The organism is Paenarthrobacter sp. 22069, assembly GCF_052046035.1.
In the GTDB taxonomy this organism is placed as follows: domain Bacteria; phylum Actinomycetota; class Actinomycetes; order Actinomycetales; family Micrococcaceae; genus Arthrobacter.
Genome location: NZ_JBQEQF010000006.1, coordinates 168976 through 191607 on the forward strand (window position 1 = coordinate 168976; position 22632 = coordinate 191607).

General features: G+C 66.3%; 19 protein-coding genes. 13 read left to right on the forward strand and 6 right to left on the reverse strand.

Going from position 1 to position 22632, the window contains the following annotated elements; genetic code table 11:
• Positions 1-27 precede the first annotated feature (27 nt).
• On the reverse strand, positions 28-585 hold the full coding sequence (locus ACTJK0_RS06915; RefSeq protein WP_440744719.1) for an NAD(P)H-dependent oxidoreductase: 558 nt from the start codon (positions 583-585) through the stop codon (positions 28-30).
• 120 nt (positions 586-705) lie between these two features.
• Between ACTJK0_RS06915 and ACTJK0_RS06920 the strand changes: the two genes are divergently transcribed.
• From ACTJK0_RS06920 to ACTJK0_RS06945, 6 genes are all read left to right on the forward strand, one after another.
• On the forward strand, positions 706-1317 hold the full coding sequence (locus ACTJK0_RS06920) for a TetR/AcrR family transcriptional regulator (RefSeq protein ID WP_440744720.1): 612 nt from the start codon (positions 706-708) through the stop codon (positions 1315-1317).
• Between the two features lie 359 nt (positions 1318-1676).
• Entirely contained in the window at positions 1677-2660 is a 984-nt protein-coding gene (locus ACTJK0_RS06925; protein ID WP_440744747.1) for an ABC transporter permease, read from the forward strand.
• Between the two features lie 2 nt (positions 2661-2662).
• A complete protein-coding gene (locus ACTJK0_RS06930) occupies positions 2663-3652 on the forward strand; it encodes an ABC transporter permease (RefSeq protein ID WP_440744721.1) in 990 nt (329 codons plus the stop codon).
• Positions 3649-5844 (forward strand): dipeptide ABC transporter ATP-binding protein, encoded by a 2196-nt coding sequence (locus tag ACTJK0_RS06935; RefSeq protein ID WP_440744722.1) that lies wholly within the window; start codon positions 3649-3651, stop codon positions 5842-5844. The genes ACTJK0_RS06930 and ACTJK0_RS06935 overlap by 4 nt, the downstream gene beginning before the upstream one ends.
• 52 nt (positions 5845-5896) lie before the next feature.
• Entirely contained in the window at positions 5897-7612 is a 1716-nt protein-coding gene (locus ACTJK0_RS06940) for an ABC transporter family substrate-binding protein (RefSeq protein WP_110545459.1), read from the forward strand.
• 106 nt (positions 7613-7718) lie between these two features.
• On the forward strand, positions 7719-8792 hold the full coding sequence (locus ACTJK0_RS06945; RefSeq protein WP_440744723.1) for a Gfo/Idh/MocA family protein: 1074 nt from the start codon (positions 7719-7721) through the stop codon (positions 8790-8792).
• A gap of 90 nt (positions 8793-8882) precedes the next feature.
• On the opposite strand, the gene ald is transcribed toward ACTJK0_RS06945, so the two are convergent.
• Positions 8883-10001, reverse strand: a complete 1119-nt coding sequence (gene ald, locus ACTJK0_RS06950; RefSeq protein ID WP_110545457.1) for an alanine dehydrogenase — start codon at positions 9999-10001, stop codon at positions 8883-8885.
• Positions 10002-10234: 233 nt separating this feature from the next.
• Between ald and ACTJK0_RS06955 the strand changes: the two genes are divergently transcribed.
• Positions 10235-11455, forward strand: coding sequence for a PucR family transcriptional regulator (locus tag ACTJK0_RS06955; protein ID WP_110545455.1), 1221 nt, complete (start codon positions 10235-10237; stop codon positions 11453-11455).
• Here the strand turns inward: ACTJK0_RS06955 and ACTJK0_RS06960 are convergent.
• The 3 genes from ACTJK0_RS06960 to ptsP all read right to left on the reverse strand — a co-directional run bounded on the left by ACTJK0_RS06960 (position 11452) and on the right by ptsP (position 14421).
• Positions 11452-12207: an alpha/beta fold hydrolase gene (locus tag ACTJK0_RS06960; RefSeq protein WP_440744748.1), complete on the reverse strand. Its 756-nt coding sequence runs from the start codon at positions 12205-12207 to the stop codon at positions 11452-11454. The two genes, ACTJK0_RS06955 and ACTJK0_RS06960, sit on opposite strands and share 4 nt — an antisense overlap.
• A 71-nt stretch (positions 12208-12278) precedes the next feature.
• Positions 12279-12692 (reverse strand): helix-turn-helix domain-containing protein, encoded by a 414-nt coding sequence (locus tag ACTJK0_RS06965; protein ID WP_440744724.1) that lies wholly within the window; start codon positions 12690-12692, stop codon positions 12279-12281.
• 43 nt (positions 12693-12735) lie between these two features.
• The gene (gene ptsP, locus ACTJK0_RS06970; RefSeq protein ID WP_110545824.1) at positions 12736-14421 is read right to left on the reverse strand and encodes a phosphoenolpyruvate--protein phosphotransferase; all 1686 of its coding nucleotides are present in this window, start codon (positions 14419-14421) and stop codon (positions 12736-12738) included.
• Between the two features lie 161 nt (positions 14422-14582).
• On the opposite strand from ptsP, the gene ACTJK0_RS06975 reads away from it, so the two are divergent.
• The 6 genes from ACTJK0_RS06975 to ACTJK0_RS07000 all read left to right on the forward strand — a co-directional run bounded on the left by ACTJK0_RS06975 (position 14583) and on the right by ACTJK0_RS07000 (position 20947).
• Positions 14583-15311, forward strand: a complete 729-nt coding sequence (locus ACTJK0_RS06975; protein ID WP_110545823.1) for a TetR/AcrR family transcriptional regulator — start codon at positions 14583-14585, stop codon at positions 15309-15311.
• 88 nt (positions 15312-15399) lie between these two features.
• The gene (locus tag ACTJK0_RS06980) at positions 15400-17427 is read left to right on the forward strand and encodes a PTS mannitol transporter subunit IICBA (RefSeq protein WP_440744725.1); all 2028 of its coding nucleotides are present in this window, start codon (positions 15400-15402) and stop codon (positions 17425-17427) included.
• Positions 17427-18590 carry a mannitol-1-phosphate 5-dehydrogenase gene (locus ACTJK0_RS06985; protein ID WP_440744726.1) on the forward strand — a complete coding sequence of 388 codons (1164 nt, stop codon included), beginning with the start codon at positions 17427-17429 and terminating at the stop codon, positions 18588-18590. Before ACTJK0_RS06980 ends, ACTJK0_RS06985 begins: the two co-directional genes overlap by 1 nt.
• Positions 18591-18696: 106 nt before the next feature.
• Positions 18697-19194, forward strand: coding sequence for an N-acetyltransferase family protein (locus ACTJK0_RS06990; RefSeq protein WP_440744749.1), 498 nt, complete (start codon positions 18697-18699; stop codon positions 19192-19194).
• 54 nt (positions 19195-19248) lie between these two features.
• Complete coding sequence (locus ACTJK0_RS06995; protein ID WP_440744727.1) at positions 19249-19692, forward strand: MarR family winged helix-turn-helix transcriptional regulator; 444 nt, start codon at positions 19249-19251, stop codon at positions 19690-19692.
• A 28-nt stretch (positions 19693-19720) separates the two neighbouring features.
• Positions 19721-20947: an MFS transporter gene (locus tag ACTJK0_RS07000; RefSeq protein WP_440744728.1), complete on the forward strand. Its 1227-nt coding sequence runs from the start codon at positions 19721-19723 to the stop codon at positions 20945-20947.
• 111 nt (positions 20948-21058) lie between these two features.
• Here the strand turns inward: ACTJK0_RS07000 and ACTJK0_RS07005 are convergent, their stop codons facing one another.
• Positions 21059-22501, reverse strand: a complete 1443-nt coding sequence (locus ACTJK0_RS07005; RefSeq protein WP_440744729.1) for a sugar porter family MFS transporter — start codon at positions 22499-22501, stop codon at positions 21059-21061.
• Positions 22502-22632 lie beyond the last annotated feature (131 nt).

Here is a 22632-nt window from a genome sequence, read left to right on the forward strand (position 1 = left end):
CGTGCCGGGCGCCGGGTTGCCGTAAGGCTAGGCGGCCGGTGCTGTTGCTGCCAGGGAGTCGAAGATGCCCTTGATCTGCTCCACGACCTCGGCGTCGTCCTTGGGGTGCACTTCAGCGAAACGCACCATTGAGCCGGGGACGGCAAGCTTGACGTCCTCGAGGACCCGGGCGCCGGCGATCCCGACTGCCTTGCGGGCCTCGTCCTGGGCCCAGACGCCACCGTACTGGCCGAAGGCGGTGCCGACGACGGCCGTGGGCTTGCCCGCCAGGGCACCTGCGCCGAACGGACGGGAAAGCCAGTCAATGGCATTCTTCAGGGCGGCGGGAACGGTGCCGTTGTGTTCAGGCGTGACCAGCAGGAGGGTGTCAGCCTCTTCGGCTGCCGCGCGGAGGGCTGCCGCAGCCGCCGGGACCTGGCCTTCGACGTCGATGTCTTCGTTGTAGAACGGGATGTTGCCCAGGCTCTCGTGGATCACCACGTCCACCTGCTCGGGGGCGTTGAGCTGGATGGCTTCGGCCAGCTTCTGGTTGGTGGATTCAGCGCGAAGGCTGCCGACGAGGGTAAGGACGGTGTTCTTGGTCATGGAAACTCCTGGCTAGGGGCGCGGCGGGGGCCGCGTTCGGTCAGACGTCAGGCTCATCAAGCCTTCACCAGACTAAACGGACCGCAGTCCGGTTCTATTCCCCGAGGCTACACTGTCGTTGTGAGTTCCATCCCAGTGCGGCCGGACATGACACCGGGGACGGCCGCCGAGCGCAGCGACGCCGCCCGGAACCGGGAACGCCTCCTGGTGGCTGCCCGCGAATTGATCGAACAGGGCGGGGCCGCTGCCCTGACCATGGACCGGCTGGCCGAGCAGGCCGGTGTGGGCAAGGGCACCGTCTTCCGCCGCTTCGGCAGCCGGGCCGGCCTTATGCTCAACCTCCTGAACGACTCGGAGGCAGTCTTCCAGGCCCGTTTCCTGTCCGGACCCCCGCCGCTGGGGCCCGGCGCCCCGCCGCTGGACCGGCTGATCGCCTTCGGTGCCGCGCGCATCGCCTACGTGGTGGAGTACGGTGACCTGGTCCTCGCAGCCGGACATTCCTCCCGGAGTAGGTTCGAAGTCCCCGCGGCGGCGCTGTGGACCCGGCACGTGGAGATGCTGCTGCGCGCGGCCGGTTCCGAGTCCCCGGAGCCATGGCTTCTGGCGGAATCCCTGACCGCCACCCTGGACCCCGAGCGACTGCTGCACCTCATCCGGATCCGCGGAGTCACCCCCCGGCGCCTGGCGGATTCATGGCAGGAACTTGTCACACGGGTGGTGGCGGCGGCATAGATTACGCGGTTCGCTGGCTCTCCGTCCAGTCACACCAACTTCACAGAACTATTCATAACGATCTGATACGGCGCGCCGGTTTTCGGTGGAAACGCGCCCTTTTCGCGTGGGGGCTTGTGATAGTTTCCTCTGGAATGTGACCCGCGACATAGTTCCACCAGGACCTGCCCTTGGGGCCGCGGGAGGCCAGCTACCCGCTGGTGCAGGACCCCGGTGGGGCGGGCACAATCCGTGCTTGGCCGGGGCAGACGGAAGGATCCAGCAGTGATGGTTGATGTGGCCAGCAGCATGGCGCTCCAGTGGACACCGACGTGTTCTCCCGCCCACCTCCCGGCGGCACTGCCGAAGAACTAGCCTCCATGCTCAAGTACCTCGCCAAGCGCGGCATCACTTACCTGGTGATGATCTTCCTCACCACATCTGCCGGCTACTTCCTGGCGGTCAGTTCGCTGAAGCCGGCTCTGCTGGAACAGGAACGCATCCCCCGTCCCACCCCGGAGCAGGTTGCCAACTCCATGCGGCTCAAGGGACTGGACCCTGACCTGAGCCCATGGGAACGCTACGTTAACTGGCTGACGGGCATCGTCACCCGCTGGGACTGGGGCCGGAGCCCCAACGGCGCCTACATCAACGCCGAGTTCGGTGACCGGGTGTGGATCTCCTCCCGGCTCTTCCTGGCGTCCATCATCCTCACCCTCGTCATTGGAGTGGCTCTGGGCGTCTACTCGGCTGCCCGGCAGTACAAGTTCCAGGACCGCGTAATCACGTCCTACAGCTACCTGGCTTACATCGTGCCCGCACCAATTGCCTACTTCCTGGTGCAGTTGGCGGCCATCAACATCAACGAATCGGTGGGGGACCGGATCTTCTTCGTTACGGGCATCACCACCCCCGGAGTCGCGGGCGGATGGCCCCAGTTCCTCGACCTGCTGGCGCACTACGTGGTCCCCACCGTCGCCATCACGCTCGTGGGCTGGGGTGCCTACCAGATTGCCCAGCGGCAGTACCTGCTGGACAACGTGAACGCCGACTTTGTCCGCACCGCCAGGGCCAAGGGACTGAGCCGGAACCAGGCCATCGCCCGGCACGCGCTTCGTGTCTCCTTCATTCCGGTGGCCCAAAGCATCGCGTTCACCATCCCCGCCATCTTCGCCGGCGGATTCTTCGCCGAAAAGATCTTCGCCTGGCCCGGCGTCGGCTCCTGGAGCATCGACGCCATCTCGCTCCAGGACGTTAATGCCGCCACGGCCACCCTGGCCTACGGCTCCGTGATCTTCGCCCTCGGCGCCATCCTGGCGGACTTCGCCACCACGCTTGTCGACCCGAGAGTGCGGGTGCAGTAGCAATGACCAACCTGAACGCTGTCGACCCGGCAGCCGTGGCGCAGGACGCGCACCTGGAAAGCGCGGACGTCGTCATTGGCAAGACCACCATCATCTTCCGCCGTTTCCTGCGGAACAAGACCGCAGTGGCGGGCCTGGCCATCTTCCTGGCCCTGACTGTCTTCTCCTGCATCGGCGGGTTCTTCGCCCAGTGGGACAAGGAAACCATCGACCCCTTTAACATTGGGATGCCGCCCTCCGCCGAGCACTACCTCGGCACGTCCCAGGCGGGAATCGACCTCTACGCCATGACGGTGGAGGGCACCAGGATCTCCATCCTGATCGGCCTGGTGGTGGGCCTCGTGTCCGTCCTGATCGCCGCCGTCTACGGCTGCACCATGGCGTACTTCGGCGGCAAGGTGGACAAGGTCATGCTGTTCGTCCTGGAAGCGCTGATCATGATGCCCGCCCTCCTGGTGGTGGCCGTCGCAACCAGCGGCGGAGGCGCCGGACTGAAACGCGACCTCCCTTCGTGGCTGCTGCTCATTATCGTGCTGCTGGTCTTCGGCTGGATGGGCACTGCCCGCCTGATCCGCTCCATGTCCATGTCGCTCATGCAGCGCGACTTCGTCAAAGCGGCCCAGTACATGGGGGTTCCTCCGCGCCGGATCGTCTGGCGGCACCTGGTGCCAAACATCGGCTCGCTGCTGATCCTGGACATCACCCGCGGCGTCACCGCCGCTGTCCTGGCCGAGGTGGCCTTTTCCTTCATCGGAATCGGCATCAAGGTTCCGGATGTGAGCCTGGGCGTGCTGATCGGCGGCGCCACATCCCAGGTACAGACGTTCCCCTGGATGTTCTGGGTTCCCCTGGCCGTCATGTTCCTGCTGACGGGGTCCCTGGCCATGATGAACGACGGGCTGCGGGATGCCTTCGACCCCAGTTCCAGCTCCACCGGCAAAGCCAGGAAATCCAAAGCCCGGACCCTCCGCGCGGAAAAGAAGACGGCATGAGCAGCGAAATCACCACCGGAGCAGCCGGGCCGGCACGGACCGATGCAGAGCGCCTGCACGTGGCAGGCCTGCACACGCCCGCCGATGCGGTCCTGTCCGTCCGTGACCTGAACGTCCGCTTCAACTCTGAAAACGGCGTGGTACACGCCGTCCGGGGCGTGGACTTCGACCTCATGCCCGGGAAGACCCTTGGCATCGTGGGAGAGTCCGGTTCCGGCAAGTCCGTCACGTCCCTGGCCATCATGGGGCTCCTGCCGCCCACGGCGCAGGTTTCCGGTTCCGTCCGGCTCAAGGGGCAGGAACTACTGGGACTCAGTGACAGGGCCATGTGCGGGTACCGCGGAAACGACCTCGCCATGGTGTTCCAGGATCCTCTCTCCTCCCTGACGCCCGTGTTTACCGTTGGCACCCAAATCATCGAAGCGTTGACCATCCATAACCCCTCCATGAGCAAAAGAGCCAAAGAAGTCCGCGCCGTCGAACTTCTGGCCATGGTGGGGATCCCCAGCCCCAAGGAACGGCTGAAGGCCTTTCCGCACGAATTCTCCGGCGGCATGCGCCAGCGCGTCATGATCGCCATCGCCATCGCCAACAATCCGCGCGTCCTGATCGCGGATGAACCCACCACCGCCCTGGACGTCACCATCCAGGCACAGGTGCTGGAGGTGCTGCATACGGCGCAGGAGGAAACCGGTGCCGCCGTCGTCATGATCACGCACGACCTGGGCGTCGTGGCGGGCATGGCGGACGACATCATGGTCATGTATGCCGGCAGGCCCGTGGAAACCGGGGCAGTCGACGATATCTACTACAACCCACGGATGCCCTACACCATGGGCCTGCTCGGCGCCGTCCCGCGAGTCGACGTCGCGGAAAAGTCCTCGCTCGTGCCCATCGAGGGCATGCCGCCCAACCTGCTCACCGCCCCCACCGGCTGCTCGTTCGCGCCCCGCTGCCCCTTGGCGTCGGATGCCTGCCTGGACGGCGAGCCGGCCCTGGCCCCGGTGGACCGCGGGTCGGGCCACCGGGCCGCCTGCATCAAATCCGAGTCATTGGGCGGAACCGTGGATGTCCGCGACGTGTTCGCCGCCCCGCCGGTCCCGGTCTCCCGCTTCGACGCGGTTCCCCGCACCGAGCGGACAACGGTGCTGCAGCTCAAAGACGTCCGGAAGCACTTCCCGCTGACCCGCGGCGCCCTGATCAAGCGCCGGATCGGAACCGTCAAGGCCGTCGACGGCCTGAGCTTCGACATCCGCGAGGGCGAGTGCTTCTCCATCGTGGGCGAGTCAGGATCAGGCAAGACCACTACGCTCCTGGAAATCATGGAGTTCCATCCCGACCAGGATGGCGAGGTGGTGATCGGCGGGCTCAGCAACAAGCAGGCCGCCGATGCAAAGACCAAGGGCAGGATGCGCCGGGAACTCCAGATGGTGTTCCAGGACCCCACCGGCGCCTTGGACCCACGGTTCACTGTGTACGAAGTCCTCGCCGAACCCCTGGAAAACGCGGGCATGGACAGGCAAGCGGTCAAAAAGCGGATCATGGAGCTGATGAAGCTCGTGGGCCTTCAGCCGGACCACGTCAACCGCTTCCCCAACCAGTTCTCCGGCGGCCAGCGGCAGCGCATCGGCATTGCGCGCGCCTTGGCCGTCAACCCCAAGCTGGTGGTCCTGGACGAGCCGGTCTCCGCCCTCGACGTGTCGGTCCAGGCCGGTGTCATCAACCTCCTGGACCACCTGCGCGCCGAACTGGGCCTGAGCTACCTGCTGGTGGCCCATGACCTTTCCGTGGTGCGCCACATCTCCAACCGCGTTGCGGTCATGTACCTGGGCAAGATCGTGGAAATCGGTGAGGTTGACAGGGTCTTTGACAATCCCCGCCACCCCTACACCCGGGCATTGCTCTCCGCCATCCCGGTGCCGGACCCGCATCTGGAACGCACCCGCGAACGCATCATCCTCCAGGGTGACCTGCCCTCGCCGCTGCAGGCGCCCAAAGGCTGCAATTTCGCCACCCGTTGTCCTGTCTTCGCGGCGCTGCCGCCGGCCAAGCAGGAAAAGTGCCTCACCCTGGAACCGCCCCTGGAAACCGCGGCATCCGCCACGGACCAGCAGTTCGCGTGCTTCTTCCCGGACGGTGAACTGGATGAGGACATGCTGGTGGTCCACGAAACGGCGGACCATGCCCCCTAGGATTTTTCGACCCCACAAGCACCACCACTCGCATCACAATGAAGGGAAAACCATGAGGAATCTGAACAGGATCGGCGGAGCTGCAGCCATCGCTGCTGCCCTGGCGCTGACGGCCTGCGGCGGTGGCGGTGCCAGTGGCCCCGAAACTGCCAAGGGACAGGAATCGGGAAGCGACCTGTCCAAGCTGATCAGCATCAACGAGAAGCCGGCCTCCGACCTCCAGCAGGGCGGCAAAGTCACCCTTCCGCTTGGCAATATCGGCCCGGACTTCAATGGGTTCTCCAACAACGGCAACAGCGCTGACAACTCCGCCCTGCAGATCCCCATGAACCCTGTCGCCATGAACAGCGGCGGCATCGGCGGCTGCTGGAAGGTTGACTTCAAGGGCAAGGTCACACCCAACACGGACTTCTGCGAGTCTGTGGACAGCGTGGTCAAGGACGGCAAGCAGACCATCACCATCAAGGTGAACCCCAAGGCCACCTACAACGACGGCACCCCCATTGACGTCAAGGCCTTCAAGAACACGTGGAACATCCTCAAGAGCGCCGACGCCGGTTACGACATCGTGAGCTCGGGAGCCTACGAGTTTGTGGACTCCGTTGAGGCCGGCAGCAGCGACAAGGAAGTCATCGTCAAGACTTCCCGTCCTGTCTTCCCGGTGGATTCGCTCTTCTTCGGACTCATCCACCCCGCCGTCAACACCCCCGAGATCTTCAACGAGGGCTTCAACGGCAACCTGCACCCCGAATGGATGGCCGGCCCCTTCAAGCTGGACCAGTACGACACCGCAGCCAAGACCGTCACCATGGTGCCGAACGACAAGTGGTGGGGCCAGAAGCCGGTACTGGCCAATGTGACCTTCCGCCAGCTGGAAACCAGCGCCCAGATCGCCGCGTTCAAGAACGGCGAGATTGATGCCATGTCCGCCAACACCATCTCGCTCTACAAGCAGCTGGACGGCACCAAGGACTCCGACATCCGCCGCGGGCAGCGCCTCTTCGCCGGCGGACTTAACCTGAATGCCCAGCGGATCACCGACGTCAACGTTCGCAAGGCCATTTTCGCCGCGGTCGACCGCGAAGCCCTGCGCAAGGTCCGCTTCAATGGCCTGAACTGGGAAGAGCCGAGCTCCGGCTCCATGATGCTCCTGCCGTTCTCGGACTACTACCAGGACAACTACCCGGTCAAGGAGACGGGTCCCGACGCGGCCAAGAAGGTCCTAACGGACGCCGGCTACACGGCCAACGCCAACGGCATCATGGAGAAGGACGGCAAGCCCGCCGCCTTCAAGATCAGCAACTTCGGTGACGATCCCACCACCCTGGCGGTAGCCCAGACCCTGCAGAAGCAGCTCCAGGCCGGCGGGATGGATGTGGGGATCGACCAGCGCGCCTCCGCCGACTTCGGCAAGGTCCTGGGCAGCCGTGAGTTCGACCTGAGCATCTCCGGCTACACCGTTGGCGCCGACGCCACCGATGCTGTCAAGCAGTACTACGACTCCAAGGTCAACGAGAACAAGCTGGGCGACGCCGAGCTGGACAAGAAGATCGCCGACCTCGCCTCCATCGAGGACAATGCTGCCCGCAACAAGGCGGCCATGGACGTGGAGAAGGAGCACATGGCCAAGTACTACTCCATGGGCGTGGTCTTCAACGGACCGCAGATTTCCTTCGTCCGCACCGGCCTGGCCAACTACGGCCCGTCCCTGTTCAAGAGCACCTCGCAGGTTCCGGACTGGACCACCATCGGCTGGGAAAAGAAGTAGCAACACCACCAGCGGCCTTGCCCGCGTAGCGGGGAGCCGGCACCACTGGATTACCAGCGGTGCCGGCTTCTTTAACCACGCGGGGACCGGCGGTAGCGTAGCTTCCATGACCGGAACCGAAGACAAAGCCCGGACCATCCGCACCGCCGTCGTGGGCTACGGGCTCGCCGGCAGCGTCTTTCACGCGCCGTTGCTGGCGGCGAACGCCAGCTACTCCCTGGACATGGTGGCTACGTCCGACGCCGGGCGGCAGGCGGCTGCCTCGTCCCGGCTTCCGGGAGTGGAGGTGGTGCGCGACGGCGCCGCGGTCCTTGGGCGGGCAACGGACCTTGACCTCGTGGTCCTGGCGACGCCGCCCATGACCCACTACCCGGTGGCAAAGGCTGCGCTGGAGGCGGGGCTGGACGTGGTGGTGGACAAGCCGTTCGCGGTCACCAGCGCCGAAGGGCGTGAGCTGGTTGACCTGGCGCAGCGGCTGGGCCGGGTGCTGACTGTGTTCCACAACCGGCGGTGGGACGGGGACTTCCTGACGCTGCGGAAGTTGCTGGCGGCCCAGGCGCTGGGCAGGGTGACGAGGTTCGAATCACGCTTCGAGCGCTGGTCCCCGGCCATCAGCAAGGTATGGAAGGCGCGGGCCACGGCCGACGACGGGGGCGGCGTGCTGTTTGACCTTGGCAGCCACCTGATCGACCAGGCTGTGCAGTTGTTCGGTCCGGCCACCGTGCTGCACGCAGAGCTGGCGGCACGCCGGTCCGACGAACGGGCGGACGATGACGTCTTCCTGGCCCTGGGGCACGAGTCCGGGGTGACCAGCCACCTTGCGATGAACGCGCTGTGCCCGCAGCAGGCGCCTCGCTTCCGGGTACTGGGCTCCATCGGCGGATTCACGAAGAACGGAGTGGACCCGCAGGAGCCCTATCTCGCGGCCGGGGGTAGCCCTCTGGACGGGGAGTACGGTGTGGAGGCACCTGAATGGGCCGGCCTCCTGGGCCGCGACGGCCACCTGGACCGGCTCCCCACAGAACGAGGGAACTACCCCGAGTTCTACCGCCTGCTGGCAGCCAAGATCCTGGACGGCGGGGCCAGTTCACCGTTGCCAATTCCCGTAGATCCCGAGGACGCGGTCGAGGTCCTGAGAATCATTGAGAGTGCAAGGGAAAAGGCCACGTTAGGGCCTTAACGCCGGAACGGCAGCCATCCAGAAAGCGTGCGTCAAAGCGACGAAGGAGCAGCACGCGTTGGATGACTGCCGTTCAGGCGGCAACAGGGCCTAGGCCGAAACCAGTTCGTGCCAGTCTGAAACGAGGGGCAGGCCGTGGGCCTCGGACACGGAGTGGTGTGCCACGTGGCCGGCAGCGATGTTGAGCCCGGCCGCGAGGGCGGGGTCGCGGTCGAAGGCGGCCTTGACGCCCAGGTTGGCCAGGGACACCGCGTAGCGCAGGGTGACGTTGGTCAGTGCGTAGGTGGAGGTGTTGGGCACGGCGCCGGGCATGTTGGCGACGCAGTAGAAGATGGTGTTGTGCACCTTGTAGGTGGGTTCCTGGTGGGTGGTGGGGTGGGTGTCCTCGAAGCAGCCGCCCTGGTCCACCGCGATGTCCACCAGGACCGAGCCGGGCTTCATCCGGGCCACGAGGTCGTTGGTGACCAGCTTGGGGGCCTTGGCGCCGGGGATTAGCACGGAACCGATCACCAGGTCGGCGTCCACTACGGATTTTTCGATTTCGTACTTGTTGGAGGCAACCGTCTTCAGCCGGCCCTGGTACTGGGCGTCCAGTTCGCGCAGGCGGTTGATGTTGATGTCCATGATGGTGACGTCGGCTCCGAGCCCCAGTGCCATGGCTGCTGCGTTGGTGCCTGCAACGCCGGCACCCAGGACCACAACTTTGGCGGGGCGGACGCCGGGCACGCCGCCCAGCAGGACGCCCTTGCCGCCGGCCGGGGCCATCAGCGAGGTGGCGCCCACCTGGACGGAGAGGCGGCCGGCAACTTCGGACATCGGGGCCAGCAGCGGCAGGGAGCGGCCCTCCTGCACGGTTTCGTAGGCGATGGCGGTGACGCCGGAATTAATGAGCTCCTTGGTCAGCTCCGGCTCGGCGGCCAGGTGCAGGTAGGTGAAGAGGATCAGGTCCTTGCGGAAGCGGTGGTACTCGGACTTGATAGGTTCCTTGACCTTCATGACCATGTCGGCCCGGGCCCAGACGTCATCGGCTTCGTTGACGATTTCGGCGCCTGCGATGGAGTATTCCTCGTCGGTAATACCTGAGCCGAGCCCGGCCCCGCGCTCCACCAGGACGGTGTGCCCGTGGGTGAGGAATTCGTGGACACCGGCGGCGGTGATGGCCACGCGGAATTCGTTGTTCTTGATTTCTTTGGGGACGCCGATGATCATCGTCTGCTCCAGTTTTAGGGGCCGGTGGGCCGGTAATGCGGAAGGGCTTTCGTGTTTCAACGATAAATCCGGCTGTGAGCCAGCTGACAGGATCCGCCGTTCCGGCCCAGGCAGGAACCGCGGAATTACGCGGATTTCTCCGACGACGGTTCGACAGCTGTCGAGCTATGGGGCGTCAGGTGTCGCCTCATGTCCGTTCGTCCTCCGCCGCACCCAGGCAGTAGTGTGGGCGCATGCAGCAGCAGGACGTGGAACAGCTCGTCGAGCAGGTGGCCCAGAAGCTCGGGCGCGGCCTCTCCCTTGAGGATTTGGACGGCCTGCTGCTCGCCTACAGCTCCAACCAGTCCCACGCCGACCGGGTGCGGGTAAATTTCCTGTTGAGCAAGAAAGTTCCGGCGGACGTGAGCGCGTGGCAGCTCTCGCATGGGATTGCCACCGCGGTGCGTCCCGTGGTGGTCCCCGCGAACCCGGACCTGGGCATGCTGGGCCGGGTATGCGTTCCGCTGATGGTGCGCGGCTTCCGGGTGGGGTACCTCTGGGTGCAGCAGGACTCCGTGGAGGAAAGCCCGACGGCGATCCTCACCCAGCTGCCCGGCGTCACCCATGAGCTTGAGCTGCTGTCCGGGCTCCTGCTCGACTCGAACACGGCCGAATCCGAATTCCGCCGGAGCCGGGAGCGCGAGTTCCTCTCCGCCTGCGCCGGCGAACCGAACGCCGTGGCGGCCGTCGCGGGCTGGAAGGAAGTCCAGGGCAGGGGGCCGTGGCAGATGGTCACTGTGCTTGACGCGGATGGCTGGGCCGGCGGGCCGGACCCTATCGCTTCCACCCTGATCCACCGGTCAACGGCCCTGCAGGCAACGGTGGGCATGGACGCCGCACTGTTCAGCGCCGGAACGGAAACCCATTCGGTGGTGCTGTTCCGTGATTCCACCGGCAGGGCCAACCATGCCCAGCTCCTGGTGCACTACCAGCTGGAGCTGGCCAAGCGCTCCGGCCGGCCGGTCCAGCGGATCATCCTTGGCATCAGCGAAGGCTTCGCAAAGACGCGCCAACTCTCCGAGGCGTACCGCCAGTCAAGGGTCGCGGCGCAGGCGGCCGCGGTGGATCCGCAGCTCGGCGAGCTGGTGGACTGCCGGGCCACGGGCGTGTACCAGCTGCTGGCCTCCGCCGGGGGAGGAGTGGGGGCATGGGCCGATTCGGGATCGGTGTACTTCCGCAAGCTTGAGGACCATGACCGCAACGGCGAGCTGATCCCGGTCCTGGAGCTGCTGTACGACAACGACGGGTCGGTCCAGGACGTGGCCGGCAAGCTCCATCTGCACCGCAGCAGCATCTATAACAGGCTGGGCCGGATCCGGCAGCTGCTGGGCGTGGACCCGTTGAAGGGGATGCCACGCTTGGAACTTCACGCGGCGCTCAAGATGCGCCGGTGGGCGGGCCGGCCCCGGATCTAGGGCAGGGCGGACGGGGCTGTTGTGAAGGACCTGATGGCATCCGCGACGGCGGCGGGGCGCAGGTGCTGGGCCACGTGGCCGGTCCTGGAAATTTCCACGAAGGTCCCCTGGGACGCAGCGCGGGAGAGCCGAAGCGACCAGTCCGGTCCGGCCACGGGGTCGTGGCTGCCGCGCAGGACCAGCACGGGGACATCGATGCCGGGCAGCCTCTTCTCCGTGGGGTAGGCCATCATGACGGGCAGCTCGGTGAAGTACCAGCGCGGCCCGCACCGGAAGTAGTCGGTAAGGACGATCCAGTTGGACGACGGGCTCTCGCGGAGGAGGAAGTCAACGAACAACGCCAGGCCCTGGCGCTGCACGCTGCGGTGGCGGGGGTCCACCACCGGGCCCATGAGGACGAGTTTCTGCATTTGGGCGGGCGCGTAGAGGGCGGCTTCGATGGCGAATTGCACGCCCATGGAATGTCCCACCAGGACATACGTGCGGATCCCGCTGACCTTTAATGCCTGGGCGATGAAGGCACCGTAGTCCTCGACGGACAGCTGCCGCCCGGGCTTGGGCGTACCTGCGAAGCCGGGCAGGTCCAGGGAGTACACGTGGGCCCCGCGGGCCAGTTCATGGTGCAGGCGCCGCAGGTAGCGGTGGGACACGCCGATCCCGTGGACCAGGATAAACGCGGGGACCTCAGCCGTTGCTCCCGTGCCGCTGCCCGGCGTCGGCGTTCCGTCGGCCCAGAGGATCCGGCCCGTCATCCCGTTGGCGTCCACGGCGGCTGACTGCAGTCGCGGGTCTTGGCGGGACCGCGCGCGCCCTCGGATCCGCACTAGGTGCCCGCGCCGGTGTCGCCATTGCCCGCGGCCTCCGTGGCGCGTTTCTGTGTCTGCGCCTCAAGCCAGGCCATGATGGCGGCCTGGCGGATCCGGCGGTGCGACCCCCGGTACTCCACGGGGATCTCGCCGCGGTCCGTCATATTGCGCAGGTAGGTGTGCGAGATTCCGGCGAGCTCGGCGGCCTGGGAGGTGGTGAGCATTTCCTCCACGCTGCTGACCGTCACGGTTTCGCCGCGGCTGAGCCGGGCCAGGAGGTCCACGACGGCGTCCCTCGCCTGGGCGGGCAGGCGGTGGACCGTGCCGTCCACGAAGACGGTGATGTCTGTGCCGCCGGTCAGGGCACGCGCAAGGCCGAGGGCCTCGTCCTCGGGCAGGCCGGCCGTAACGCGGGGTGCTACCAATGCCATGAAGGTAGCCTATCCCGCCCGCGCCGGCCTGCCCGGAAAGGCGTCAGAGGCCCAGCTCGTCCAGGACCGGCAGCTTCTCCCGCACCCACGCGCGCGCCTCGGTGGCACTCGGAGCGGACAGGGCCAGCTTGGCCAGTTCCTGCGCCTCCGAGAGGGTCACGGTCTTGAGCACCGCCGCCACGGCCGCGAGGGACCGCGCCGTCATGGACAGCGTGCTGACGCCAAGGCCGGTCAGGACGACGGCGAGGGCGGGGTCGGCCGCTGCCTCGCCGCAGACGCCCACCGGCTTGTTGTGGCCTTCCGCGCGGGATCCTTCCACGGTCAGCCCCACGAGCCGCAGGACGGCCGGCTGCCAGGGGGTGTTCAGGTTGGCGAGCGGGCCGAGCTGGCGGTCCGCGGCCATGGCGTACTGGGTGAGGTCATTGGTGCCCAGGCTGGCGAACCCAACCTCGCGCAGGATGGCTTCGGCGGTCAGGGCCGCGGACGGGACCTCCACCATCACGCCGGGGGTCTTAATGCCGGCGTCCGCGCACATCGATGCGAAGCGGGAGGCTTCCTCGGCCGTGGAGATCATCGGGGCCATGACCCAGACGTCCGCCTGGGACTGCTGCTGGGCCAGGGCGATGGCTTCCAGCTGGCGGTCCAGGACGCCGGGCGTGGTGAAGTCGGTGCGGTAGCCGCGTACGCCGAGGGCCGGATTGGGCTCGGTGGAGTCGGTCAGGAAGGGGAGGGGCTTGTCCGCACCGGCATCGAGCGTCCGGAGGACCACCTTCTTGCCGGGGAATGCGTCGAACACGCTCTTGTAGGCAGCGGCCTGCTCCTCCACGGAGGGCTCGGTGTCCCTTTCCAGGAAGCAGAACTCGGTGCGGAAGAGGCCTACGCCCTGGGCGCCCAGCTTTGCTGCCGCTTCGGCATCCTTGCCGCCGCCCACGTTGGCGAGCAGGGGCACTTCATGGCCGTCCGCCGTCGTACCCGTGCCACTGAACTCGGCCAGCAGCGATGCCGTGGCAGCCCAGGCCTCCGCTGTTGCGCGGAGGGATTCATCGGGATCGGCGGTGATGAGGCCTCCCGCGCCGTCCACGTACACTTCGGTGCCATCGGGCAGGTCGTCAACGCCAACGGCGGCAACCACTGCCGGCAGGCCCAGGGACCGGGCAATGATGGCGGTATGGGACTGGGGGCCGCCGCCTGCGGTGACCAGTGCCAGGACCTTGTTCGGGTCAAGGGTTGCCGTGTCCGCGGGGGCAAGGTCCTCTGCCACCAACACGAACGGGGTGTTGGAGGCGGGGATGCCGGGCGCGGGCACGCCCCGGAGCGCGGCGACAATTCGGGCGCGGACGTCCAGCACGTCGGTGGCGCGTTCGGCCATGTATCCGCCCAGGTTGTGCAGCATTTCCGACACGGAGGAGCCCGATTCCCAGATGGCGCGTTCGGCAGAAACGCCACGGGCCACCAGCTTGGCCGCCCCCTTGATCAGCATGGTGTCCTTGGCCATCAGTGCGGTGGCCTCCAGGACGGCCTTGCCGTCACCGATGGCGTGGGCGGCGCGCTCCTTCAACTCGTCGTGCACCGACTGCGCTGCCGCCTTCAAGGCTGCGGTGGCTTCCTCGGCAGTGGTGTCCGGAGCCAGCTGTTCACCGGCGGGAGGTTCACTGATGGGTTTGGGCATCTGCCGGATGGTGCCGATGACGCGGCCTGGGCTGACGCCTACTCCTGGGAAGTTCTGCACTGAAGGTCCTCATTCTCTGCCGGTAGACAGGCCCGCCAAGTTCTCCGGCGCCGTGCCGGGTCCGCCGGAGGACTGCTACGTCCAGGGGCGGGAAACGTGCCTGAAAAAATTGTATGTGATTCAGTTCATATAGCAACGCTATAGGTGCTAGGGTAGCGGTTATGAGTTTGGATGGCCAGCTTCCCCCAAAATTGCGACTGCTTCGTGCTGCCGCGGAACTGCTGGCAAAATCCGCGGGAGCTCCGGTCTCCACCCGCCAGATCACCCAGCTGGCAGGGGTTTCTGCTCCCACGCTGTACCACCACTTCGGTGACAAGGAAGGTCTGTTCGACGCCGTCGTCGCCGCAGGGTTTGAAGAATATGTCGCGGGCGAAAGGGATTTCGCCCCCTCCGGCCAGCCTCTTGAGGACATCCGGAGAATGTGGGACAACCACGTCCAGTTCGGACTGAACCAGCCTGAGCTGTACTTGGTGATGTTCGGCAACATCCGCCCGGAAAGCCGACCGGCCATTGTGGCCGACGCCGAGGCATTGATGGAGGAAATGCTGAACAAGGCAGCGGCGGCGGGCCAGCTGAACGTCCAGCCCCGGGAAGCGGCCAGGTCCATCCTGGCGGCCAACGTGGGCGTGACGCTGATGCTGATTGCGGAGCCCGCCTCCGAACGGAACCTCGAACTGTCCACCATGACCCGGGACGCCATGATCTTCGCGGTGTCAGCCGAGCCCGCCAGCGGCCCGGCGCCGGGCGGCACCGGGAAGTCCTCGGTGGTGGTGGCAGCGATTGCCCTGAACGCCGCACTTCAGGCCTCGCATTCTGACCAGCTTTCCAGCTCGGAACTCAAGCTTTTCCTCGAATGGCTCCACCGGATCTCCACCAGCCCCGCCGGCTAAGCCAGCAACCCGCACCACCCAGCACTACGTCGTCGTAATCATCAAACCAATCCTGCGGAGCAGCAGGAATGACGGTTAGGAAATCACCATGGCAACAGAGACAGTTGCGAAACCCCGCACCAGCGCGCGCGTGCACGTCCAAAAGTTCGGGACATTCCTGTCCGGCATGATCATGCCCAATATCGGTGCGTTCATCGCCTGGGGCATCATCACCGCCCTCTTCATCGAGAAGGGCTGGCTGCCCGTTCCGCAGCTCGGTGGTTTCGGTGAGACTGGCGGGAAGCCCAACATCGGCCTGGTTGGTCCCATGATCACCTACCTCCTGCCGCTTTTGATCGGCTACACCGGCGGCAAGATGGTCTATGACGTCCGCGGCGGCGTGGTGGGGGCCATCGGCACCATGGGCGTGATCGTTGGTGCCGGCATCCCTATGTTCATCGGCGCGATGATCATGGGCCCGCTGGGCGGCTGGACCATGAAGAAGATCGACTCGATCTGGGACGGCAAGATCCGCCCCGGCTTCGAGATGCTGGTCAACAACTTCTCCGCCGGCATCTGGGGTGCGCTCCTGGCCCTGGTGGGCTTCTATGGCATATCCCCCCTGGTGACTGCCTTCAGCACGGCCGCCGGCAACTTCGTCCAGTTCCTGGTGCAGAACGGTCTCCTGCCGCTGACCAGCATCTTCATCGAACCCGCCAAGGTCCTCTTCCTGAACAACGCCATCAACCACGGCGTCCTCACCCCGCTGGGCGTGCAGCAGTCCCTGGAGCAGGGGAAGTCCATCCTGTTCCTGCTGGAAGCCAACCCCGGACCCGGCCTGGGCCTCCTGCTTGCGTACACGTTCTTTGGCCGCGGCGCCGCCAAGGCATCGGCTCCCGGCGCAGCCCTCATCCAGTTCCTCGGCGGCATCCACGAGATCTACTTCCCGTACGTCCTGATGCGCCCGCTGCTGATCCTGGGTACGATCGCGGGCGGTATGACCGGCATCGCCACCCTGGCCATCACCAACTCCGGCCTTGTGGCACCGGCTGCTCCTGGTTCCATCTTCGCCGTGCTGGCCCAGACGTCCCGGGACAGCTACTTCGGGGTGATCCTCTCCGTGGTGCTCGCCGCGACGGTCTCCTTCCTGGTGTCCTCGGTCATCCTGCGCACCACCAAGCACAGTGATGAGGCGGACCTGGGCGACGCCACTGCCCGCATGGAGGCCATGAAGGGCAAGAAGAGCTCGGTTGCTTCCACCCTGACCGGTGCCGGGACTGCCGGTGCCGCTGCCGCAGGACGCGGCGGAGTGGGCGTGCTGGCCGGCCCGGTACGGAACATCGTATTCGCGTGCGACGCCGGCATGGGCTCCAGCGCCATGGGCGCCTCGGTGCTGCGGAACAAGATCAAGGCTGCCGGCTTCCCGGAGGTCAAGGTCACCAATGCCTCCATCGCCAACCTCAGCGACTCCTACGACGTCGTGGTCACCCACCAGGACCTCACCGAGCGCGCCAAGCCGGCCACCTCCAGCGCGGTCCACTACTCCGTGGACAACTTCATGAACAGCCCGCGCTATGACGAGATCGTGGAACTGGTCCGGGAAAGCAACACCGAAGGTGGAACGTCCGACGCCGGCAGCACCCATGGTGCCCACGCCGCCGACGCCCCGGTGGATGCAACGCCCGCTGCCGCCGGCACCGGAACTTCCGAGATCCTGGCCCGCGAAAGCGTGGTCCTGACCGGTACCGCCACCACCCGTGACGCCGCCATCGACGAGGCCGGGCGGCTCCTGCTGGCCCGGGGCGCGGTGGACGAGGGCTACATCGCCGCCATGCACGAACGCGAGGAATCGGTGTCCACCTACATGGGCAGCTTCCTGGCCATCCCGCACGGCACCAACGCCGCCAAGGACCACATCCGCAAGTCGGCGGTTTCGGTCATCCGCTACCCGGAAGGCATCGACTGGAACGGCAAGCAGGTCAAGTTCGTGGTGGGCGTGGCAGGCATCAACAACGAACACCTGCACATCCTGTCCTCCATCGCAAAGGTGTTCACCAACAAGGAGCAGGTGGCCCGGCTCGAGGCTGCCACCTCCGAGGACGAGCTCCTGGATCTCTTCGGAAAGGTCAACGCATAGTGAAGGCAGTACATTTCGGTGCGGGCAACATCGGCCGCGGCTTCGTGGGCCTGCTGCTGCACGACGCAGGCTACGAGGTGGTGTTCGCGGACGTGGCCGAGGAATTGATCAACCGGCTCAAGGAAGCGGACAGCTACGCGGTGCACGAGGTGGGCGAGAACCCGGCCGTGCGCACCGTGGACAACTTCCGCGCGTTGAACTCCAACGCCCAGGAAGCGGAGCTGGTCCAGGAAATCTCGACGGCGGACATCGTCACCACCGCGGTGGGCCCGCACATCCTGAAGTTCGTGGCGCCCGTGATCGCCAAGGGGATTGTCACCAGGGAGCCCGGCCTGGCGCCCCTGCAGGTGATGGCCTGCGAGAACGCGATCAACGCCACGGACATCCTGGCCAGGGAGGTGGCCTCCCAGCCCGGCGTCACGGCGGCCGTGCTCGATGGCAAGGCGGTGTTCGCCAACACCGCCGTGGACCGGATCGTGCCCAACCAGGAGGCCGGACAGGGCCTGGATGTCACCGTGGAAACTTTCTACGAGTGGGTCATCGACCGTACCGCTTTCGCGGATGCTGCTCCCGTGATCCCCGGGGCCACGTTCGTGGACGACCTCTCGCCGTACATCGAGCGGAAGCTTTTCACCGTGAATACCGGGCATGCCTCGGCGGCCTACTTCGGTTTCGAAGCGGGGCTGGAGAAGATCTCCGACGCCATGGCAGACCAGGATGTGGCCGAGGACGTCCGGTCGGTGCTCGAGGAGACCAAGCAGCTCCTGGTGGGCAAGCACGGCTTCAGCAATGACGAGCAGGAAGCCTACGTCCAGAAGATCCTGGTCCGGTTCTCCAACCCCTACCTGCCGGACACGGTGAACCGGGTGGGCCGTGCTCCGCTGCGGAAACTGGGCCGCCACGAGCGCTTCATCGGTCCTGCGGCGGAGCTGGCGGAGCGCGGTGTGGTGCCGGAGGCCCTGCTGGGTGCCATCGCGGCCGCCCTGCGCTTCAACGATCCCGCCGACGCCGAAGCCACCGAGCTGGCAGCCATCCTCGGATCCGACAGCCCTGCCGATGCCACGGCCAGGATCACAGGACTCGAACCGGACCATCCTCTCTTCAACGCCGTTGCCACCCTGGTGGAGGAGCGGCAGGCGGAGATGGCCGGAACCCCCGCCTGACCGGGCCCTGGCTCACTACGACGCCGGCACTTACCCAAGTGCCGGCGTCGTGGTGTTCCTGTGCAAAGCTGGGCGTGTGATCCCTGCCCAAGATGCCGCCGCTGCTTTGTTCACTGCCGACGTCGACGGCGGGACGTTCCGCCTCCGCCGCGCAACGCGTGCCGACCTGCCCGCCATGGTGCGGCTGCTCGCCGATGATGCGCTGGGCGCCGGGCGCGAAACCGCGCAGGACATGGAGCCGTACCAGCGGGCATTCGAAGCGATTGCGGCGGACCCAAACCACCTGCTGGTGGTGGGCGGGCTGGTGCCGCACGGCGACGCCGAGGGTGCGGCAGTTGCCACCTTCCAGCTGAGTTTCCTCCCCGGCATCTCCAGGCAGGGTGCCTGGCGCTCGCAGCTGGAGGGGGTCCGGGTGGATGCGTCGCTCCGCGGCCAGGGGCTCGGAAAGCTGATGGTGGAATGGGCCATCGCCGAGTCACGGCGCCGCGGCTGCAGCCTGATGCAGCTCACCACCCACGTCAGCCGCACCGCAGCCCACCGGTTCTACGAACGCCTGGGCTTCGAGGCCAGCCACGTGGGGATGAAACTCCCCCTTCAAGACTGAGGCAGCACGCTCGAGCTTGACCGTTAGGGCGCCTAAATGTTAGGCTACCTAACGATGAATGCGACAGAAGCCCAGCTGCAGGAACTCGCCAGTGGATTCCGCGAAGCCCTCCGCCACAGCGTCTATCTCGTCCGCCGCCTGGACGCCGACGGCGAACTCAGTGCCGCCCAGCTCAGCACCCTCAAGATGCTGCTCGAGAACGGCCAGCGGGTGGGCGAAATTGCGCGGAACCTCGGCGTCAGGGTTCCCAGCGCCACCGAGCAGATCATCAAGCTCGAACGGGCAGGGCTGGCCCGCCGCGAACCGGATCCCACCGACTCCCGTGCAGTCCGCGTCATCCTGACGCCCGAAGGCCGTGCCGCCGTCGACTCCGCCAATGCCCGGCGGAACCAGGTGATGGCCGGAATCCTCGGCACCCTCAGCGACCAGGACCGGGACGCGCTGGCCGCAGCCCTGCCGGTCATCGACAAGATCATCAATGCAGCCCAGAACAACTAATTACCCCACGACCTTAGGAGCACCCTCCATGGACGGCCAGCTCGCAGAAACCCTGCCGGCACCAGAATCAACCCTGCAGGCCGAAAAGGCCTCCTTCCTGAAGCAGCCAAAGGCGGTGTGGGCCACAGCCCTCGCCGCCGTTTTCGCTTTCATGGGCATCGGCCTGGTGGACCCCATCCTCCCCGCCATCGCCGCAAACCTGGATGCAAGCCCCAGCCAGGTCTCCCTGCTCTTCACCAGCTACTTCCTGGTCACCGCGCTGGCCATGCTGATCACCGGGTTCGTGTCGTCCCGGATCGGCGGCAAGAAGACCCTGCTGATCGGCCTTGCCGTCATCGTCGTCTTCTCCTCGCTGTCCGGCCTGTCCGGCAGCGTGGCTGAACTCGTCGGCTTCCGCGCCGGCTGGGGGCTGGGCAACGCCCTGTTCGTGGCCACCGCGCTCGCCGTGATCGTCGGCGTGGCCAGCGGCGGTGCCGGAACCGCCATCATCCTCTATGAGGCAGCACTGGGCCTCGGCATTTCCCTTGGCCCCCTGCTTGGCGCCCTCCTGGGCGGATGGCAGTGGAGGGCGCCGTTCTTCGGCACCGCCGTCCTGATGGCTGCCGCCTTCGTCGCCCTGATCGCCCTGCTGCCCAAAACCCCGCTGCCGGAGCGCAAGGTACGGCTGCGCGATCCCCTCCTGGCGCTGGGCCACAAGGGACTGCGGACGACGGCGGCCAGCGGCCTGTTCTACAACTACGGCTTCTTCACCATCCTGGCTTTCACCCCGTTCATCCTGGGCATGGACGCCTACGGCATTGGCGGCGTCTTCTTCGGATGGGGTGTGGCCGTGGCTGTGTTCTCCGTCTTCGTGGCGCCACCGCTGCAGGCCCGCTTCGGCGCCGTCAAGGTGCTCACCGGCACGCTGTTCCTGCTGATGCTGGACCTGGCCGGGCTGGGACTGGCAGCCGGGCACTCCGTTCCTGCCGTCGTCGTCCTGGTGATCGTTGCCGGCGCGCTGCTGGGCGTCAACAACACCATCTACACCGAACTGGCCATGGGCGTTTCGGACTCACCCCGCCCGGTGGCGTCCTCCGGCTACAACTTTGTCCGCTGGATGGGCGGCGCGCTTGCACCGTTCGCGGCGGCGCAGCTGGGCGAGCACTTCGGCCCGCAGGTGCCCTTCTTCGCCGGGGCGGTGGCCATGGTGGTGGCAATCCTGATTGCCGTGGGCGGCCGCAGCTACCTGTCCTCCCACGAACCGCACGTGGTCTAAACAGCCGCACAAAACAACAAACCCTCCATCACCCCAGGTGATGGAGGGTTTCTTGTTGTCCGGCGAATGCTGATGGGGCGCCGCTGAAGAACAGCGGGAGCCGATGGGGCGTCAGTTCGCCTTGACGGACCCCTTGGGCACGAACAGCGTCTCCGCCTGCTCCAGGGACATCCCGTTGGTCTCGGGCACCTTGAACATCACAAAGAAGAAGGATGCCGCCGCGAACAGGGCGTACATTGCGTAGGTCAGCGGCAGCGATCCGGCGGCCATCACCGGGAAGCTGAGCGTGATGGCGAAGTTGGCCACCCACTGGGCGGCCGCGGCCAGGCCCAGCGCCCGGGCGCGGATCCTGGACGGGAAGATCTCGCCCAGCAGGACCCATACCAGCGGGCCCCAGGACGCGCCGAAGCTGACCACGAACAGGTTGGCGGCCACCAGGGCCACCGGGCCCCAGGCGCCGGGCAGGGTGATGTCCTCGCCGCTGCCCGCCGCCGAGGAGAATGCAAGCGCCATGGCGCCCAGTGACACGGCCATTCCCACGGACCCGGTGAGGAGGATGGGGCGCCGGCCAACACGGTCCACCAGGGCGATGGCCACCAGGGTGACCAGGATGTTGGTGATGGACGTGGCCACCGAGATGGCCAGCGAGTCCTTTTCCTGGAAGCCGACGGCTTTCCACAGGGTGGTGGAGTAGTAGAAGATCACGTTGATGCCCACGAACTGTTGCAGCACGGACAGGATGATGCCCACCCAGACCACTGCCTGCAGCCCGAACGCCTTCCCGCGCAGGGAGCCCTTCTGCCCGGCCAGCTTGTCTTCCTCGATGGCTTCGCGGATGTCGCGGATGTGGCGGTCCGTATCCTCGGCAGGAGCAATCGAGTCGAAGACCTTCCGGGCCTCGTCCTCCTTGCCCTGGAACACCAGGAACCGCGGCGATTCGGGCAGCGTGAAGGCCACCCATCCGTAGACGACGGCGGGTATGGCCGCGGCAAGGAACATCCAGCGCCATGCCTCGATACCGAGCCAGAACGACTGGTCCGCGCCGCCGGCAGTGGTGGCCAGCAGAGCGTCCGACAGCAGTGCGGCAAAGATGCCCGTGGTGATGGCAAGCTGCTGCAGGGACGCCAGCCGGCCACGGACCTTGCGCGGCGAAATCTCGGAGATGTATGCCGGGGCGATCACGGAGGCCAGCCCGATGCCCAGGCCGCCCACCAGCCGCCAGAAGACCAGGTCCCACACGCCGAAGCAAAAGCCGGTGCCAACGGCGCTGACCAGGAAGAGCAGGGCCCCGAGCTTCATGGCAGGGATGCGGCCGTAGCGGTCTGCCACCTTTCCGGCGAGGAAGGCCCCGGCGGCGCAGCCCAGCAGGGCGATGGCAACGGCGAAACCGGTAACGGCCTCGGAAAGGGCAAATTCTTCCTTCATCGCGTCCACGGCACCATTGACGACCGATGAGTCAAAGCCAAAGAGGAATCCGCCCACCGCCCCCGCGAGGGCCAGCCAGATCACCCGCCGCGGTATGCCGGTTGTGGTCTGCTCCTGTGCAGTGGGCATGGTTCTCCCTGGGTTTGGGGGTTTATGGATGCGGTGCGGACGTCGTCGGCTGCGGTACCGGCCGGAAGGGCCGGCGCACACGCGCTAAACAGTGTGGCACGTCACCGCCGCAGGTTCCACTTGGCACCTTC

Excerpts from the sequence above, each read along its gene's own strand:
- ACTJK0_RS06935 (WP_440744722.1), top strand. The coding sequence starts at position 3,649 with ATGAGCAGCGAAATCACCACCGGAGCAGCCGGGCCGGCACGGACCGAT.
- ACTJK0_RS06975 (WP_110545823.1), top strand. The coding sequence starts at position 14,583 with ATGAGTTTGGATGGCCAGCTTCCCCCAAAATTGCGACTGCTTCGTGCT.
- ACTJK0_RS06940 (WP_110545459.1), top strand. The coding sequence starts at position 5,897 with ATGAGGAATCTGAACAGGATCGGCGGAGCTGCAGCCATCGCTGCTGCC.
- ACTJK0_RS06915 (WP_440744719.1), bottom strand. The coding sequence starts at position 585 with ATGACCAAGAACACCGTCCTTACCCTCGTCGGCAGCCTTCGCGCTGAA.
- ACTJK0_RS06980 (WP_440744725.1), top strand. The coding sequence starts at position 15,400 with ATGGCAACAGAGACAGTTGCGAAACCCCGCACCAGCGCGCGCGTGCAC.
- ACTJK0_RS06965 (WP_440744724.1), bottom strand. The coding sequence starts at position 12,692 with ATGGCATTGGTAGCACCCCGCGTTACGGCCGGCCTGCCCGAGGACGAG.
- ACTJK0_RS06960 (WP_440744748.1), bottom strand. The coding sequence starts at position 12,207 with ATGACGGGCCGGATCCTCTGGGCCGACGGAACGCCGACGCCGGGCAGC.
- ACTJK0_RS07000 (WP_440744728.1), top strand. The coding sequence starts at position 19,721 with ATGGACGGCCAGCTCGCAGAAACCCTGCCGGCACCAGAATCAACCCTG.
- ACTJK0_RS06955 (WP_110545455.1), top strand. The coding sequence starts at position 10,235 with ATGCAGCAGCAGGACGTGGAACAGCTCGTCGAGCAGGTGGCCCAGAAG.
- ACTJK0_RS06995 (WP_440744727.1), top strand. The coding sequence starts at position 19,249 with ATGAATGCGACAGAAGCCCAGCTGCAGGAACTCGCCAGTGGATTCCGC.
- ACTJK0_RS07005 (WP_440744729.1), bottom strand. The coding sequence starts at position 22,501 with ATGCCCACTGCACAGGAGCAGACCACAACCGGCATACCGCGGCGGGTG.
- ACTJK0_RS06925 (WP_440744747.1), top strand. The coding sequence starts at position 1,677 with ATGCTCAAGTACCTCGCCAAGCGCGGCATCACTTACCTGGTGATGATC.
- ald (WP_110545457.1), bottom strand. The coding sequence starts at position 10,001 with ATGATCATCGGCGTCCCCAAAGAAATCAAGAACAACGAATTCCGCGTG.
- ACTJK0_RS06930 (WP_440744721.1), top strand. The coding sequence starts at position 2,663 with ATGACCAACCTGAACGCTGTCGACCCGGCAGCCGTGGCGCAGGACGCG.
- ACTJK0_RS06945 (WP_440744723.1), top strand. The coding sequence starts at position 7,719 with ATGACCGGAACCGAAGACAAAGCCCGGACCATCCGCACCGCCGTCGTG.